Raw genomic sequence first — 16,219 nt, 5'->3', positions numbered from 1 at the left:
GCTTTCTTAAATTCCTAAATATTCTTCCAGTGTAATGCCTTTTTCATAAACTTCTGCGGCAACGTCTTTGCCGACATAACGGAAATGCCAGGATTCATGCATATAGCCGGTGATCTGTTCACCGCCTTCAGGATAGCGCAAGATAAATCCATATTCATGGGCATTTGCTGCCAGCCATTTGCCGCCTTCGGTATCACCAAAGGATGCCGATGCCCAATGCTGTTCCTGTCCCGTTTCACCGATATCAAACGCTAGACCCGTCTGATGTTCTGAATAGCCAGGGCGTGCGCTGTATCGGTCTGCCGCTTGTTGGCCATCTTTGGCTACATAGCCTTCGTACAATTGTTTTTGCCGTGCAAAGTCGCGATACGTACTGAACGCTGAAAGATTAAGGCCCTCTTTGGCTGCGGCAGCTTTCATCGCTTCAAAAGCGGTTCGCGCTTCCGGCACTTCCCCGGGTGCATAAGTTTCAGGCAATGGATGCTGTTTGTTCGCAAGCAGCACGCCATTGATCAAAGTCGGTTCCGCGGGCAGTTCACTGTTTTCCGGATAAACGGTTGCATCAGGCGCCTCTTCTGCTGCAGGCTCTTCTTCCGGTGTTTCCGGCTCTACAGGTTCGGCCGGCACTGCGACTTCCTCTTTTGGCGCTTCTGTAGCAGGCTCTTCAATTGCCACAGCCTCTGCCAATGCTTTCATGCTTTGCTGAACGTCCCAGTCATGTATGTAAAACCATGCAGCTGCCAGAGCAGCCATAATTGCTGACACACTAATCACCATCCATTTTATATAGAACTTTTTGTCTTTTTGTTTTAGCTTCTCCATAAACTTCATGCCAAGCCTTCCTTCTGTCAACTTCTTTATTATTCTACCATTCTTGTTGCCGAATTTCTTCTTCCACGAGCAGTATTTTCTTGAAGGTTTATTCTGCATCTTCACAAAATCCAAAAACGATACTCCTATTTTCAAATGTATTAAACCAGATTATCCATGTTCAAAACGACCCCCACATTTCCTATGCTTTTTCCGAATAAATAAGTATAAACACATAGGGAGTGGAAATATTGGATCGTATAACAGAACGTGATATCCAGGCTTTGATGAACCAGTTGGATACACTGCTTGAAGAACGAATGAAAGAAAAGTACGAATATACAAAAACAGCACAATCTCATTAAATGAGATTGTGCTGTTTTTCATTTCTATATTAATATAGTCGACAGTACGACAAAGAACAAAATCCCGAAAATAACGCTCATGCCCAGCATCCATTTGGCTTCCCGGTGCATGCCTTGCGCCTTCATATGCCGGTAGCGGAAGCTGTTTGTCAGTACGAACAGCAACGTCATAAACAGTACAGCAACTTCCAGGTAGCCGAATATTAAGAACGTTAAAGCCGTAACGCTTAAAAGGGCAATTCCAATTCCCTGCAAAATTTTCATGTTCACGTAAGCATCCCCCAAAAAAGAAAGCCGGCAATATTTGCCGGCTCTTCATCATTATTTTTTATCTTCTACTGATTCAAGTGCTATTTCCGGATGGTTTGAATAAAACTTACGGCCAATGAAGGTTTGGATAATCAACAAGATCCCTCCGACTGCCCAGTAAACCGGCAACGCGGCCATCGATGTAAACGAGATGAACATGATCATGATAGGTGAAATGTAGACAAACAATTTCATCTGTTTTTGCTGCTGTTCAGGCATAGTCCATAACGACACTTTGGCCTGGAAGAAATACACTGCCCCAGCAATTAAGGTCATAATGACATCCGGTGATCCCAGATTAAACCAAAGGAATTCATGAGAACGAACGTCTGGCGAGTACAGAATGGCGAAATAAAGGCCCATGATGATCGGCATTTGGATAATGACAGGCAAACAGCCCATATTCAGCGGGTTTACTTCATGCTTCTTGTAAAGGCCCATCATTTCCTGCTGCAATTTCATCTGTTCTTCTTTATCTTTTGTTTCTTTCAAACGCTTCTGAATATCTTCCATTTCAGGGCGCATTTTATCCATCTTGACTTTCATACCTTGCTGGCGTTTATATGTGCGCAGCATAAAAGGCATTAAAACTAGGCGGATAATGATCGTAATGACAACAATGGCCATACCATAACTGCCGCCAAACAATCCTCCTAAATAATCCAATGAAATATCAAATGGCTTTACAAAGATGGTATAAAAAATTCCTTCTTTGTTTTCAACAGCTGCACAGCCACTCAGTAAAACAGCAGCAACAGCCATCATCATTAATAATGTAATTTTCTTTTTCAATTTAGTCACCTTCACCTTTTTCAACTACTAAGAAGTATAACGATAAGCGCAGCAAAATTCAATCCATGTATAGAACACGAGAGGTTTTTTTAATTTTTGTGACAAAATTACGGCTTTCCATATTACAGGAGAGACCGCTGATTTACCGCCCCACTTTGTTTTAGCAACGGGCTAGACAGCATTTCCCAAAGCCAAAAGACTGTTTGTTGAGTCCATTAAACTCAGTTTGATTTAAATGAAAAATGAACAAGAAAAAAAGGAGAATTTCTTCTCCTTACTTGGCATTCGGCAATGTGTAGCGGAAATATGGAATATGCTGGCTGTCACGGAATTGCTTTGGCGTGACGGCTGTGTATTTCTTGAAGATCCGCGTAAAATAGCTTTGGTTGCAGAAGTGAAACTGCTTGGAAATATCAGAAATGCCTTTGTCTGAGTGGCGAAGATAGTATTGCGATTCTTCAACACGGCGGACGTTCAAGTATTCAACAAGAGTAATGCCGGCATGCTCTCTGAAGATCCGGGACAAATGGCTTGTCGAAATACTGAAATGCTTCGCAATTTCCTCGACTGATAAATCGCGCTCTACTTCATCATTAATGTAGATCACAACTTTATTGACTGTTTGGTGGCCAAAAGAAGGCTGCTTGCGCTCAGAAATAATCGATACAAAGAACTCGATCAGTTCATCAGCTACAAACATAAATTCTGAATCGTTCATGTGCTTGTCCACTAATTCCACACAAGCTGAGTTGAAAGCAAATGCTTTTTTAGGGGGTACACGCATCTCGTAAAGTTTGCGTGCCATGACAGAAGACAGGATGATGTAATAGTTGCGGATAGAACGGATAATGTCTTTTTCCGAACGAAGTGAAAGCATGTCGATCAATTCTCTTAACGTCTCTTTTGCCCGCTCTTTTTCCAGGTGGTGAATCTCATACATTAACTGTGTTTCAATTTCAAAAAATTTATCCAACCCTTCAATTTGGTTTAAATTTTCTGTTTCGTTCATAAAGATTTTTGAAATAGTTTCTTGAATAGATGGTGCTGTAATAATATTCATCGTTTCCCCGTCTTTCTTTTTACAAGTTTTTGCAGCAATGTTTCAACTATATACTGAAATAACCTAAAATAATAGAGTTAAGCTGCTAATTTTGTAATTTTTTTGTGTAATTTGCTCTACTCGTTAAAACTGCATCTTATGCCATCTGTAACGTTTTAATACAAAATTTATACTATATATAACGTATTAGTTTTAAAAAGGTTTCATTTTGATAGATGAAACTCAATTTTAACAGGAATGTAAAACAAACTTCTGAAAACAGACAGTGTGCTTTAAATTCCTGTTTGGCATAAAAGTGGATTTCAAAGTTTACCAGCTAAAATCCAGTTGATAAACTATGATGTTGTTATTCTTCTTTGTCAGGTGGAATTAGCGCCCTCACATGCCGCGGCAATACTTCGATCACGAAAGGAGTTGTACAGCCTTCGTCACCATCTATGTTGCAGGACAAAGGTTCATTGGTTTTAATCGATACTCTTGTGGTATGGACTGCCTCCACTGAAGGATCTTCCTCCAGCTTTCCTCTTATAACCGACGTCGCAATCCGAATAAAACCTGGCAAAGCTGCGTTTTTCACAATATACAAATGCAGCAAGCCATCATCAGTCAAAGCTTCCGGCGCTAACTTTTCAAACCCGCCAACAGAGTTAGTCAGCGCAACCAGCACCAGTTTCGCTTCTCCAGACCATGTTCCATGATCATGCTCGATTTCAAAATAGGTTTCTGTATCTGCCGTAATGGCTTTTATACCTTCGACAAAATAGGCTAAAGCACCCAATTTGGTTTTCAAATCCGGATCAACGTCATAAGTCGACTCTGCTATATCCCCGATTGCCAGTATATTCATAAAGAAATGGTCACCGACTTTGGCGATATCCACCCGTTTTTCATAGCCCGTTTTAAGAGCTTCGATTGCTTCCGACGGATCCAGTGATATTCCCAACGCCCGTGCAAAGTCATTCACAGTGCCAAGCGGAATCAACGAAAACAATGGCTGGTGCGGCTGTTCGGCTAAACCGGATACCGCCTCGTTTATGGTACCGTCGCCGCCCATGGCGACAACAAAATCGTATTCTTTTTCACAGGCTTCTGCTGCAAAATGGGTCGCATCTTTTGCTTTTTGTGTTTCTCGCGTATCCACTTCATACCCCATTGAAGCAAGCATCTTTTCTACGTCCTCACGATATTCCGCAGCGCGCTCTTTTCCAGAAGATGGATTTAATATAAACATTGCTTTTTTCATCATCAGACCTCCGATGTTATAATACAGCCATAACTATCTTTACCCGTAGATCAGTGTGAATAAATCCAAGAAACTGCGATTTATCCAAGAAAGTAGGAACTGTCTTGCGCCTTTTCATATATATTATTATCTTTTTTGCCTTTTTTGACCTGTTTGCCCAACTTCCCATCATGAGCACCTATGCGATGACTTTAGGGGCCAGTCCCTTTATCGCCGGATTGGCAGTCGGCATGTACTCATTGTCCAATACCTTCGGAAACATAATTTCCGGTATTTTTTCAGATCGAAAAGGACCCTTTGCCATTTTAGTCATTGGCCTATTGTCGACAAGCATGACCTTATTTGCCTATTCCGCAATTGATGGGCCATACAGTCTGCTTGCTGTCAGGTTTCTTCACGGCCTGGCAGCAGGGCTGACCGTTCCGGCAGCTTTTACTTACCTGGCCAATCGCACTGAATCCGCAAAACGCGGAAAAGGCGCGGCATTGTCAGGAGCCTTTGTCGGCTTGGCCGCAATTCTTGGTCCGGCTTATGGAGCCATTTATACAAGCCGCAATGACGTTCCGCAAACCATGGTATTGACAGGAACAATAATTTTGCTGATTGGTATAGCCGCATTTTTCACATTGAGGCAGTCTGCCATAAAAAAAGATAAAGTTGTTAAAGAGGCTGCCCCTTTCATGGATATCTTAAAGAACCGTGGATTACTCCGTTCGTTTTCCGGCGCTTTTTTTCTGATGTTTTCACAGGGAGTCCTGGCTTATATGCTTCCCCTGAAAGTTGAAGGGCTCGGACTGGATTCACAACTCAGCGGATTGCTGCTCAGCACTTTCGGAATTTCGGCAATTCTTGTTTTCCTGCTTCCGGTCAATCGAATTTTTGATGCCGCCAAACCCATCTATACTCTGATCGCCGGATTTGCAGCAATGGGACTTTCCCTGTTCTTCCTGAGCACTGCATCGGTTGAACTGCTGCTGTATGCCAGCATGTGTACTTATGGGCTGGGTTTCGCCTTGCTCTTTCCTTCGATCAATTCCATCTTGATTGATTCGACGAATCCTGTCTCCCGAGGCCGAGCATACGGTTATTTCTACGCCTTTTTCTCCATCGGCGTCGTAGCCGGCTCAAGCGTTACAGGAGCATTTGCTTTAAGCCCCGATCAAGGGTTTATCGTCAGTGGCTCACTGTTGCTGCTCGTCGCTCTGCTCAATGTAATGACTTTTAATAAAAAATAGTAGGCAGTAAAAAGGATGGTCCTGGACCATCCTTTTTACTTATAGATTATCTGTACCGATTTTGTTTTCTGGTGCAGCTGAAGTTGTGTTTTCAGATTTCTCGCTGCTGTTATCGTTTGATGAAAGCTTCACATCGCCTTTTTCTTTGTCATGCTTTTTTTGCTGCTGCTCATTGTAATACTGAACGCTTGCTGAAGCTCCGCCTTCTGCAACCATTTTGTCTTCACGTTTTTCTGTAGTGCTTGGTGTGTCAGCCGTTTTCGAGGTGGGGCTGCCATCTTTATCAAGGTTTTGTGATTCCATGTAAGAATTCACCTTCACTTTCGTATCATTGAAAGCCTTTGTGGCTTTTTCACGGTTTTCAGGATTTTTAAAATACGCATATGCTCCAGCAGCCAATCCTGCTAATAAAAGACCTCTTCCTCTTGCCATTTGCAGCACTCCTTCATCAGTTTTGTTTAATATTTAATAATTACCCTTTTTCTCATAATGCTAATCCTTTTTTATATGTCAAAAGTATTACATTTTGCTGTACGTTAATTTCATGTCCACATGGGGTATGCCATCTTCATCATAGCTGTCCGACACCGGCTCAAATCCAAAAGATTGATAAAATTCCTGGAGATAGACCTGTCCCTGCAATTGAATCGAAGGGGCATTCCATTCTTTGAAGATGTACTCAATGCTTTTCTCCAGCAGTTCTTTTGCCAATCCGCGTCCTCTGGCATCTTTACGGACTATGACTCTGCCAATAGAAGGCAGCTCATATTTCACGTCAGCCGGCACTAAACGGGCATAGGCCAGTACCTCGTCATCCTCACTGTAAACTAAATGAATCGACTGTTGGTCTAAATCGCCAAGCTCTGGGTAAGGGCAGTTTTGCTCGACTACAAATACATCCACACGCAGCTTTAACACCTCATATAATTTTCTTGCTGCTAATTCGTCAAATTGGTAGGTATTCCAGTTCATATCTTACATCCTCCTTTTGGTTCTATTATTCCACATTAGTGGCTATTGAACGCTTTTTTTGATATGATTGCAGAAAGAATTTCAGAGGTGATTGCATGATTAGAACCGTTACATCCGCAGATATCACATCTGTACAGGAGATTGCTAAGATTAGCTGGAATGATACATATGCCGGCATCATTCCCTCTACAATCCAACAAAGCTTTTTGGAAAAATCATATTCTATTCCGATGATGGAAATGCGTTTAAAAAGAACGATTATATTGCTTGCGGAACATGAAGGCCAGCCCGTTGGCTTCGCTAACTTTACGAAGGTGGATGAAGATGGCGATGCAGAGCTAATTGCCATTTATATGAAACCGGAATTTCAACGCTCCGGCTACGGCAAGCAATTGCTGAACAGCGGCTTGAGCTACCTGCTTAACGGCAATCAACTATTTGTCTATGTAGAAAGCGAAAATACAAAAGGCCGAAACTTCTATGAAGCCAACGGTTTTAAATTTTTGGAGGAATTCGAAGAATTATTCGAAGGCCATCCTTTGCAAACGGCTAAATACGTTTATCATTTGAAAGAAGCTGCCTTATAGGCAGTTTCTTTTTTGGGGAAAAAACATTATAAAAGACGTTCAGGCACTTCCAGCCTGAACGTCTTTTATGCTTACTGACACACCTTATAGCGGACGGTAAGGCGTATCATCATCATTGCGGGTTGTTGTATCATCACGGCGTATTTCATCTTCGCGTCGTGTTGTGGTATCGTCGCGGCGCACTGATTCTTCTTTGCGGCGAAGCTGATCTTCCTGATACTTAAAATCATCATCACGTGTGTTTTGATTGTTTTGTGTACGCGGCTTGCGGACAAAACACATAATGGCAGCGATATAGAAAAGAATAGACGTTAAAGATAATATTCCCGCAAACAAACCAGCTAGGATAAACAGGACGCCTGCAGTCGATGCCTTTTTGTTTTTACGGAGATTGATTAGGGCGATAATAGCCAAAATTGTACTTAATACCAATAGTGCAATCAGCACCCATCCTACTACGCTAAAGCTTGATGACATCATGTCAATGACCATCTGTGCTTCTTCTGGGGTCGAAAATGCAGGATCTGACATGATTTCATCTTCTATAAACTGTTGGAATTCAGGTGTGCCCTGAACGTTCGCATAGCTTGCCATTGCAAAGCCGATTAATGCGATTGCTAAAATATTAAAAATGATGCCGATAATGCCGAGCACTTTTTCTCCCGCTCTGTTCACTGTCTCTTGATTCATTCAAACCACCTCTTCCTTTAGACTTTCAATCTCTTAATTGTATACGTATAAGTAAGAATTTGGTTACTTATATTACACTGTTCCCGTAATAAAATTAATAAAACCTGTTTAGAAACTTGAAAGTGGGGTAAATTACTAATATCAAACATTTGAAAGGGGTTCTAAATAATGGAAAAAAATATAATTTTTAACCAAGCAGATTTTTTGTACGGCATCGGAGGAGCTTCAGTTTTAACAGCAATCGTCTTCTTTATCACAAGCATCTAAAACGGAGGTACCGAATGATCAACTACATACTTTTTCATTAGCAAAAGCAATCCACTCGACTGACAGCGGATTGCTTTTTGTGTGTTCAATATTCGGTTTTTATATAGCCGGAAGAAACTCCTCACTGCATAAAGCGTTTCTATATTTTGACGTCGTCGTATTCTTTATAGCGGTCAAATGCCGTTACGGCGTAAGAGCAGACTGGCTCCATTTTATAATCGTGTTCGCGTGCATAGTCTGCTGCACGGTCCAGAAGTTTTTTCGCCAACCCTTGGTTGCGCATCGATTCATCGACAAAGGTGTGCTCAATGACCATAACATTCGCCAGCTCGGTCCAGGTGATTTCTGCTGTGACTTTGCCCTCTTCTTCCAGACGGTAAGCAAACTCGTCGCTGCCCAATTCAATTAATTTAAAATCCATACTCTATTCTCCTCCTATTCACTTGTTGATGCTTAATGGCCGAAGAGATGCTTCGATTTGAGCGCGTTTCGGCTCAAGAAATGGCGGCAATGCCAGCTCTTCACCCAAAGCATCCATCGATTCGTCCGTTGCAAAGCCGGGCTCATCTGTCGATAATTCAAAGAGAATCCCATTGGGCTCACGGAAATAAATTGCCTTAAAGTAATAACGGTCGACCTCACCCGAAGTTACAAAACCATTCGACCGCAAATAATCGTCCCACTTGCTGTAATCTTCGTACGTCTTTACACGGAACGCAACATGGTGGACGCTTCCTCTTCCGGGACGCTCCGGCGGAAGGTCTGAACGTTCTTCTAAGTGTATTTCGCCAGCAGGTCCTCCTTTTCCTGTTGAAAAGACCAAAATATCTTTTTGCCCCTCTACAGTAGACGGATAGTCCCCAACTTGTTCAAAGCCCATAATGTCTGTCAAAACGGATGCTGTTTTGTCGCTTTTTCGGACTGTCAAACGGACAGGCCCCAAACCAACAATCGCAAATTCTTCCGGAATCCCTGCTTTGTCCCAAGGTACTCCATATTCAATGCCGGTGCCATCATCGACAACCAGCATTAATCTCGAGCCCTCGAAATCCTGAAATGTTAAAGTCGAACGGTTGAAACGCTGCTCAATGCTGCCATGCGGGACTTGCAATTCAGCAAAGCGCGCGATCCAATAATCCAGCGCTTTTTCGCTTTTCACACGGAATGCCGTGTTGCTGATGCTTGAAACACCGGGATGCGTGCGCCCCGCCATCGGTATATCGAAGTATGTCATGTCAGTACCCGGCGTTCCGACAGCATCAGCATAAAACAAATGATAGGAAGATGGATTGTCCTGATTTACGCTTTTTTTGACTAGGCGCATTCCCAGTATCCGTGTAAAAAAATCATGATTGGCATCGGCATTGGCTGTCAAAGCTGAGACATGGTGAATTCCTTCTAATTTCATTGTTATTTCCTCCTATTTATCTTGAATTCGAGATATTAATTCCATATTATCACTGTCTTTTCGTGTGCGCAAGCCATTAAACTCCAGTAAAAAAGCAAGCAAACCCTAAAGTTCCGGGTTTGCTTGCTCTCATTAATTCATCCAGCCGCGTACTGTATCAGCTATATTTCTAAAGAAATTTTTGACGCTTTCCCAAAATCCTTCGTCATTGACGATAGTACTGATATTGTCTTCAATGGTCTTGCTCAAATCTTCCAGTTGCGTGGACCATTGTGAAAAATCGATATCAAGTTGACGAATGCGGTCCATCAGATCCACTAATAATTGGCGGTCTTCCGGGCTCAATTCGATTTGAAGATTGCTCAATTGCTCTTCAACTATCTGTTCCACTTCTTCACGGGTTGCCGGATTTTGCTCAGCAATCTGCTTTTTGATTTCTGTTAACAGTTCGCTGACTTTAGCGTCTTCTACGCCGCCGTCTGCCAGTTCAGTTGCCACGGTCAATTCGTCATTTGCAACGTCTGTCCGCTCTGGGTCCAGCTCTTCACCATTCACTTCGTAGGCTTTGTAGATCCCTACGAGCGCTGAATGGCCAGTTACCGCTTTAGGTGCAGCCACTTCCACAGTAGCGTTTTCGATACCTGCAGTCAGCATGGCATTGCCGTACATTTCAGATGTAACTTGTGTAATGTTGTCAGGAGTGACGATTTCAATGACTAGGCCCGCGCCTTCATCTTTGCGGGTAATTTTCGCGGATGAGTACATATTGGCACGGGAATCCCCGTCTTCAATATAGTTGATCAGATCCTCGCCCGTCACTTCAATTTCTTCCACGTCGGCTTCTCCTGCAACGTCCAGGCTTTCAGCTACAGAAGTTTTTTCTTCGGCCGATAAATCGCCTCCATAAACAACGATTGGCAGACCGAATTTTTCATTGATGCCGACATTTGCCGAGCTGTACGATGGCAGCATGACAGACAGCGTAAACAGTAATGCTATAACAGTGAGTAATTTTTTCATTTTTTAATTGCCCCTTCCTTCAAATTAATACGAAATCAATTTGAAAAGGTTCCTTTACTTCGTAGACTTGGTCCAGCCTTCTTCTTGGATGATCTGGCGGTTCTTATATAGTTTGCCGAGTGCGCGCTTGAAAGCCGCTTTGCTCATGCCGAAAATTTCAAGGATTTCGTCCGGGGAAGATTTATCGGTAAACGGCATTTTACCGCCCGATTCTTCGAGATAACGCATGATTTCATCCGCGTCATCTGACAATCGTTCCTGTTTTCTTGGAAGCAAAGAACCGTTTAGCGTGCCATCGTCTTTGACATCGATGATGCGGACCGTTTTTTCTTCACCGAGACGCGGCTCTTCTTCCCGCTCTGTTTCATGTACGAAAATTCTATACATTTCAGGCACTGACAGCATGAAGGTACCAACCGGCAGCAAGCGGTAAGCTCGTGCCTGCAGGTTTTGGTTAAAGGCTGTTTCCGGTGCCGGCTGCATCAATTCCAAAACTTTTTCCTCTGTTGCCAGGCGTCCGTACAAATCGCCGTGGCGATCGGTACGGAGCGTCATGAAAATATGGTCGCCTTGCTGCGGCCATAATTCCATGATTTGCGGAAGATCCGCAGGCAGCAAATAAACTTCGCGCGTCGTGCCGATGTCCACTACTGCGCCTTCACGTTCGGAAACTTTCAAAACCTTCGCCCAGCCGTATTCACTTGGCAGGATATGTGGAATCATCGGTGTTGCCGAAACGCCGCCTTGGCGGTTGCGGTATAGGAAAACTTCAATCTCTTCCCCGATCTCCTGTCCTTCTTCTATTTCTGACGCGTTCATCATTACTTCATCGCCTGAACCGTCTGATAGGATCCATTGGGATGTTGAACGGTCTTTTACTTGTAATGTCGCTTTTAATCCTGGGTGTAAAGCCATAATATTCTCCTCCTATTTTTGTTAACTGTCTTTTCCTTCTTTTTTCAGCTGTTCTAGCTTGTCCCTGAAATCCGGGCTTTCTTCCAGCAATTGGACCAGATCGGCAATCCGATCGATTGAATTCCAGCTCAAATGGTGCTCGATTCCTTCAACGTCCACGTAGATCCGCTCTTCTTCCACACCGATCAACCGAAGAAATTGCTCAAGCAAGCCGTGCCGCTGCAACAACCTTTTGCCCAGCTTTTGGCCTTTTGGCGTCAGTACAAGGCCTCTATAGCGTTCGTAGATCAAGTATCCGTCTTTATCCAGCTTCTGGACCATCTTGGTGACAGAAGAAGGCAACACCGATAAGGCTTCCGCGATATCCGATACACGCGCATAGCCTTTTTGCTCAATTAATGAGTATATGATTTCAATATGGTCTTCCATACTTGGAGTAGGCAAAATTCTTTCCTCCCTCACGTAGCTATGTTCAGTTTACTATACCGCCATCATTGAAACAACTGGGCTTGTGCCCTCTCATAACAGTCCGTTTTTTCAGAAAGGTTTAAGGTGAGCGAGGCTAGGGTATATCTTACTATATACAAATTACTTATTATTGAAAGGGCAGGTGAAAAACATGGGACGCATTCTTTGGATTATTTTAGCGGTTATTATTGTAGTATGGCTAGTCGGATTCTTATTGGACGTAGCAGGCGGACTAATACACATTCTTTTAATCATTGCAGCAATCGTTTTAGTTATCAATTTGGTTACTGGACGTAAAGGCGTATAGCCATAGCAACGATTAAACATAAAGGGTTGTCTCAAAAGCCATGATAAATGGCTTTTGGGGCGACTCTTTTTTGTTTGCCGTTAAATTCATTAATCCAATATAAAAAAGCAGGAAAGAAATCGATGATTTTCTCTCCTGCTTTACCGAGTAACCGGTTTTATTGTCTAACTTTCGCATAAACACAAGTATCCCGAAGCTTGTTTCCTACCCGGGAAACCGCATCGTTGCGCAAAATTCCTTCCAGCTCAAAATGCAGGCGGTTAGCTACGGCGCGGCTTCGGACATTGTCCGGGTCGCAGCGGATTTCGACGCGGTTGGCTCCTAGCTCCTCAAAAGCAAAGCGCGTGATGCGCTCCACAGCTTCCGTAACAAACCCCTTGCCTTCAAATCGGCTGTCGACCCAATAGCCAATCTCGAATTTACGCACTTCCCAGTCAATGCGGTGAAGTCCTGTAGAACCAATAAACTGGCCGGTTTCCTTCAGGAAGAAATGGAGGCGCAGATCCTTGCGCAGTTTGAAATTGGCCTCTGCCTCGATTAAGGTCACTTCGGTTTCCGACAAGTCAGGCTTTTGCTGCGCAAATGGCAGCCACGGGCGGAACGCTTCCAGTGAATGCATGACTGCCTCGTAGCTCGCTTGCGCATCTTCTCTTCTCGGTGCACGGATCAATAGGCGCTCCGACTCGAATTGTTCCGGAAAATCAAGCAATACCGGATTGAACGGCGGCTCTTTTGATTCTATTATGGCATCGTCCCACAGCACCGGCGTTGTGATGCCTGCCTGCCAGTCTTCACGTGTCATGCCGTATGTCACCGCATCGTAATAGCGGTTTTCCCTTGGAGAAAACCAGGCTTGGCGAAGATGCGCCTCTTTGACAAAACCGGTCCGTTCAAAAGCTTTGCGCATTGCAAAATTATCGTGCCGCGTGTTGCCTTCCAGACGGATTTTCTTCTCTGGCATTGAAAAGACGAAATCAGCGACCAATTTCAACGCTTTCGGACCATAGCCTTTGCTGCGGTATGGATCCGCTATCCGCAAATCAAAAAGCGGAATATCGTCCTGCAAATCAAAAATTTTCACCAAGCCAATCTGCTGGTTTTCTTCATTTTCAATCCAGAACGTCGTCACCTGATCCGACTTATAGCCGCCTTCTTCAATCGTTTTTTCGATTAAAGCCCGAACTGGATGTTCATGCCCGTGAAAAGGCCATGAATTTGTTGTCATAAAATGAATCAGCTGTTCCTGCTCTTCCATCGTCCATTCTGTTAACTTCAACACAAAACCCCCAAACGTACCTCACTTCTGAACTTTCACAAGACGCAATGCATTCAAGATCACCAGGAGCGTGGCACCCATATCTGCGAAAATCGCAATCCACAGTGTCAGCCAGCCTGGGATAATCAAAAGCAATGCAATGATCTTGAGCCCTAATGCAAAGACGATATTTTCTTTTATTATACGCAATGTCTTTCGGCTGAGTCGAATCGTATACGGAAGTTTCTCCAAATCGTCGGCCATCAAGGCAATATCTGCCGTTTCCAGTGCTGCATCTGTCCCTGCCCCGCCCATTGCAATGCCGATGTTTGATGCAGCCAGTGCGGGTGCATCGTTAATGCCGTCACCGACCATCGCAACACGGCCGTATTGTTTTTTCAGCTCTTTAATTGCAGTTAGCTTGTCTTCCGGCATCAATCCCGCCCGAACATCTGTCACACCAATTTCAGCGGCAATCGCTCTTGCTGTTGCCGGATGATCGCCTGTCAGCATGATCGTCTGACCGATTCCCATTGCTTTCAACTTTTTGATGATTAGAGGACTTTCCGTTCGGATGGCATCTGCAACTGCAATCGTTCCAAGCAGCGCAATTTCTGAAAATACGGCGGTAACGGACTTTCCGCTCTCTTGCAGTTTACGCGCTTTTTCCGGAATGCGTAAGCCCTTTTCTTCTGCCCAATCCAAACTGCCGACATAAACCGTTTCTCCATTAACTAGTGCATAAGCGCCTTTGCCTGTCACCGAATTAAAACCTTCGGAAGCATAGACGCCCGCTGCCGCTTGTGAAATGGCTTTTGCCAAGGGATGCTGCGACATCGCTTCTACGGATGCCGCCAGCTTCAAAAGTTCTTCATTGGTGATTGTGCCTTGCGTGAGCACGTCTGTCACTTCCGGATAGCCTTTGGTCAATGTTCCCGTTTTGTCGAAAGCGACAGCATTGATCCGTCCCGTTTCTTCCAAGTGAACGCCGCCTTTAATGAGCACGCCCTGACGCGCAGCATTGCCGATCGCCGTTACAATCGCAACCGGCGTTGAAACAACCAGCGCACATGGACACCCCACAACAAGTACGGCCAAGCCCTGGTAAACCCATAGCTCCCAGTTGCCGGTCACAAATCCTGGGATCAACGCAACGAGAAAGGCGATGGCGATAATTACCGGTGTATAGTATTTGGCAAACTGATCAATAAACTTCTGAGTCGGCGCTTTTTCAGCCTGCGCTTCTTCCACCAAATGAATAATCTTCGCGATGGTGGTATCTTCGACACGTTTGGTAACTGTGACTTCTAGTGCACCTTCTTCATTCATCGTACCGGCGAAAACTTCATCACCTGCCGTTTTGGCCGCAGGAAGCGACTCTCCGGTAATGGCTGCCTGGTTGACCGAAGATTGCCCGCGAAGGACCATACCGTCCATCGCAATTTTCTGTCCGGGTTTGACGATCAAAATGTCTCCGATGCGGATGTCTTCGGTATCCATTTCGATCAATTCACCACTGCGCTGAATGAGCGCACGTGCCGGAGCCAAATCCATCAGGCTGCGGATTGACTGGCGCGCTTTGTTCATCGAAAAGGATTCCAATGCTTCACTGACAGCGAAGAGGAACACCACAACAGCGCCTTCACGCCACTCCCCGATAATGACCGCACCAATAATCGCAATCGTCATCAATGTCTTCATATCAAACTGGAATGTGCTGAGGTTTTTCAGCCCCGTCCAGAACATATGGTAACCGCCGATTGCCATGGAACCGCCAAACAGCGCGATGGACCATGGATGCGTTTCGCCCATCTGGAACGAAACGATAATCCCCGCTATCAGCAGCAATAACGAAAAAGCGGTTTCTATGGTCTGGCGACGCTTATAAAAAGGAACATGCGGTACTTTTTCTTTTTCCGGATAAACACGGATGTGGTCAAAAGCTCCTGCTTTTTCCAGCGCTTCAATCGTCACATTCCCGTCGATGGTCAGTTTGGATGCTCCAAAATTCAAATTGACGTTTTTGATATCAGGCAAATCTCGGACATTTTTTTCAAACTTGGCCGCACAGCTGGTACACGATAAATTTTCAAGACGATAGGTTTTAACCATTTTCCACACCTTCTTTCGTGTGTTCATGGGCGATGGTCACCAGTTGGCGAACGTGGTCGTCCGACAGTGAGTAGTAAATCTGTTTTCCTTTGCGCTCGGATTTTGCCAGTGCCCGTTCACGCAAGTAGCGCAAATGATGCGAGGCTGTAGCTGTAGAGGACCCGATAACCGCAGCGATATCGCAAACACACATTTCTTCTTCTATCGTTAAGGCATACGCAATGTTCAAGCGCGTTTCATCTGCCAGCGCTTTGAATAAACTTGCTACATCCCCTAAATCGGTCATGTGTTTTTGGACACGCTCGACCGCTTCTGGATGAACTTTCGTCACTTCACATACTTCTCTCATGCCGTCACCTCTTTCATTCAAATGGATATTTGATTGTTTTCCTCAGTATAACCGC

The 16,219-nt window shown here is 44.3% G+C and carries 19 protein-coding genes; 3 read left to right on the top strand and 16 right to left on the bottom strand.

Going from position 1 to position 16,219, the window contains the following annotated elements:
• Nucleotides 1-6 precede the first annotated feature (6 nt).
• The 5 genes from GJB59_RS11055 to GJB59_RS11035 all read right to left on the bottom strand — a co-directional run bounded on the left by GJB59_RS11055 (nucleotide 7) and on the right by GJB59_RS11035 (nucleotide 4,579).
• The gene (locus GJB59_RS11055) at nucleotides 7-831 is read right to left on the bottom strand and encodes a M15 family metallopeptidase (RefSeq protein WP_425325249.1); all 825 of its coding nucleotides are present in this window, start codon (nucleotides 829-831) and stop codon (nucleotides 7-9) included.
• A gap of 368 nt (nucleotides 832-1,199) precedes the next feature.
• Nucleotides 1,200-1,439 (bottom strand): hypothetical protein, encoded by a 240-nt coding sequence (locus GJB59_RS11050; RefSeq protein WP_236015628.1) that lies wholly within the window; start codon nucleotides 1,437-1,439, stop codon nucleotides 1,200-1,202.
• A 57-nt stretch (nucleotides 1,440-1,496) separates the two neighbouring features.
• Entirely contained in the window at nucleotides 1,497-2,276 is a 780-nt protein-coding gene (gene yidC, locus GJB59_RS11045) for a membrane protein insertase YidC (protein ID WP_142827280.1), read from the bottom strand.
• 274 nt (nucleotides 2,277-2,550) lie between these two features.
• Nucleotides 2,551-3,336, bottom strand: coding sequence for a helix-turn-helix domain-containing protein (locus GJB59_RS11040; RefSeq protein ID WP_142827281.1), 786 nt, complete (start codon nucleotides 3,334-3,336; stop codon nucleotides 2,551-2,553).
• Between the two features lie 346 nt (nucleotides 3,337-3,682).
• Complete coding sequence (locus GJB59_RS11035; protein WP_142827282.1) at nucleotides 3,683-4,579, bottom strand: diacylglycerol/lipid kinase family protein; 897 nt, start codon at nucleotides 4,577-4,579, stop codon at nucleotides 3,683-3,685.
• 104 nt (nucleotides 4,580-4,683) lie between these two features.
• Between GJB59_RS11035 and GJB59_RS11030 the strand changes: the two genes are divergently transcribed.
• Nucleotides 4,684-5,814: an MFS transporter gene (locus tag GJB59_RS11030; RefSeq protein ID WP_142827283.1), complete on the top strand. Its 1,131-nt coding sequence runs from the start codon at nucleotides 4,684-4,686 to the stop codon at nucleotides 5,812-5,814.
• Between the two features lie 39 nt (nucleotides 5,815-5,853).
• On the opposite strand, the gene GJB59_RS11025 is transcribed toward GJB59_RS11030, so the two are convergent.
• Both GJB59_RS11025 and GJB59_RS11020 read right to left on the bottom strand, forming a co-directional pair.
• Nucleotides 5,854-6,246: a YbyB family protein gene (locus GJB59_RS11025; protein ID WP_142827284.1), complete on the bottom strand. Its 393-nt coding sequence runs from the start codon at nucleotides 6,244-6,246 to the stop codon at nucleotides 5,854-5,856.
• An 87-nt stretch (nucleotides 6,247-6,333) separates the two neighbouring features.
• Nucleotides 6,334-6,786 carry a GNAT family N-acetyltransferase gene (locus GJB59_RS11020; RefSeq protein ID WP_142827285.1) on the bottom strand — a complete coding sequence of 151 codons (453 nt, stop codon included), beginning with the start codon at nucleotides 6,784-6,786 and terminating at the stop codon, nucleotides 6,334-6,336.
• A gap of 95 nt (nucleotides 6,787-6,881) precedes the next feature.
• On the opposite strand from GJB59_RS11020, the gene GJB59_RS11015 reads away from it, so the two are divergent.
• Nucleotides 6,882-7,373, top strand: coding sequence for a GNAT family N-acetyltransferase (locus GJB59_RS11015; RefSeq protein WP_142827286.1), 492 nt, complete (start codon nucleotides 6,882-6,884; stop codon nucleotides 7,371-7,373).
• Between the two features lie 84 nt (nucleotides 7,374-7,457).
• Here GJB59_RS11015 and GJB59_RS11010 read toward each other — a convergent pair whose 3' ends face one another.
• From GJB59_RS11010 to mntR, 6 genes are all read right to left on the bottom strand, one after another.
• Nucleotides 7,458-8,063, bottom strand: a complete 606-nt coding sequence (locus GJB59_RS11010) for a DUF4064 domain-containing protein (protein ID WP_142827287.1) — start codon at nucleotides 8,061-8,063, stop codon at nucleotides 7,458-7,460.
• Between the two features lie 406 nt (nucleotides 8,064-8,469).
• Nucleotides 8,470-8,751, bottom strand: a complete 282-nt coding sequence (locus GJB59_RS11005) for a GNAT family N-acetyltransferase (protein ID WP_142827288.1) — start codon at nucleotides 8,749-8,751, stop codon at nucleotides 8,470-8,472.
• Between the two features lie 18 nt (nucleotides 8,752-8,769).
• Nucleotides 8,770-9,738: a ring-cleaving dioxygenase gene (locus GJB59_RS11000; protein WP_142827289.1), complete on the bottom strand. Its 969-nt coding sequence runs from the start codon at nucleotides 9,736-9,738 to the stop codon at nucleotides 8,770-8,772.
• A gap of 132 nt (nucleotides 9,739-9,870) precedes the next feature.
• Nucleotides 9,871-10,758, bottom strand: coding sequence for a DUF1002 domain-containing protein (locus GJB59_RS10995; protein WP_142827290.1), 888 nt, complete (start codon nucleotides 10,756-10,758; stop codon nucleotides 9,871-9,873).
• A gap of 54 nt (nucleotides 10,759-10,812) precedes the next feature.
• Nucleotides 10,813-11,673, bottom strand: coding sequence for a CvfB family protein (locus GJB59_RS10990; RefSeq protein ID WP_142827291.1), 861 nt, complete (start codon nucleotides 11,671-11,673; stop codon nucleotides 10,813-10,815).
• 21 nt (nucleotides 11,674-11,694) lie between these two features.
• Entirely contained in the window at nucleotides 11,695-12,117 is a 423-nt protein-coding gene (mntR, locus tag GJB59_RS10985; protein WP_142827292.1) for a transcriptional regulator MntR, read from the bottom strand.
• Between the two features lie 175 nt (nucleotides 12,118-12,292).
• Here mntR and GJB59_RS10980 point away from each other — a divergent pair, with 175 nt between their 5' ends.
• Nucleotides 12,293-12,448: a lmo0937 family membrane protein gene (locus GJB59_RS10980; protein ID WP_142827293.1), complete on the top strand. Its 156-nt coding sequence runs from the start codon at nucleotides 12,293-12,295 to the stop codon at nucleotides 12,446-12,448.
• Nucleotides 12,449-12,605: 157 nt separating this feature from the next.
• Here GJB59_RS10980 and GJB59_RS10975 read toward each other — a convergent pair whose 3' ends face one another.
• From GJB59_RS10975 to GJB59_RS10965, 3 genes are read right to left on the bottom strand one after another with little or no spacing between them, the layout of a single operon-like run.
• Complete coding sequence (locus GJB59_RS10975) at nucleotides 12,606-13,724, bottom strand: GNAT family N-acetyltransferase (RefSeq protein ID WP_142827294.1); 1,119 nt, start codon at nucleotides 13,722-13,724, stop codon at nucleotides 12,606-12,608.
• A gap of 21 nt (nucleotides 13,725-13,745) precedes the next feature.
• The gene (locus tag GJB59_RS10970) at nucleotides 13,746-15,815 is read right to left on the bottom strand and encodes a heavy metal translocating P-type ATPase (protein WP_142827295.1); all 2,070 of its coding nucleotides are present in this window, start codon (nucleotides 15,813-15,815) and stop codon (nucleotides 13,746-13,748) included.
• Nucleotides 15,808-16,164, bottom strand: coding sequence for an ArsR/SmtB family transcription factor (locus GJB59_RS10965; RefSeq protein ID WP_142827296.1), 357 nt, complete (start codon nucleotides 16,162-16,164; stop codon nucleotides 15,808-15,810). The genes GJB59_RS10970 and GJB59_RS10965 overlap by 8 nt, the downstream gene beginning before the upstream one ends.
• Nucleotides 16,165-16,219: the final 55 nt, after the last annotated feature.

The sequence above is a fragment of the Planococcus soli genome, assembly GCF_016881065.1.
Taxonomy (GTDB): domain Bacteria; phylum Bacillota; class Bacilli; order Bacillales_A; family Planococcaceae; genus Planococcus; species Planococcus soli.
This window is presented reverse-complemented; position numbering and strand designations above follow the sequence as displayed.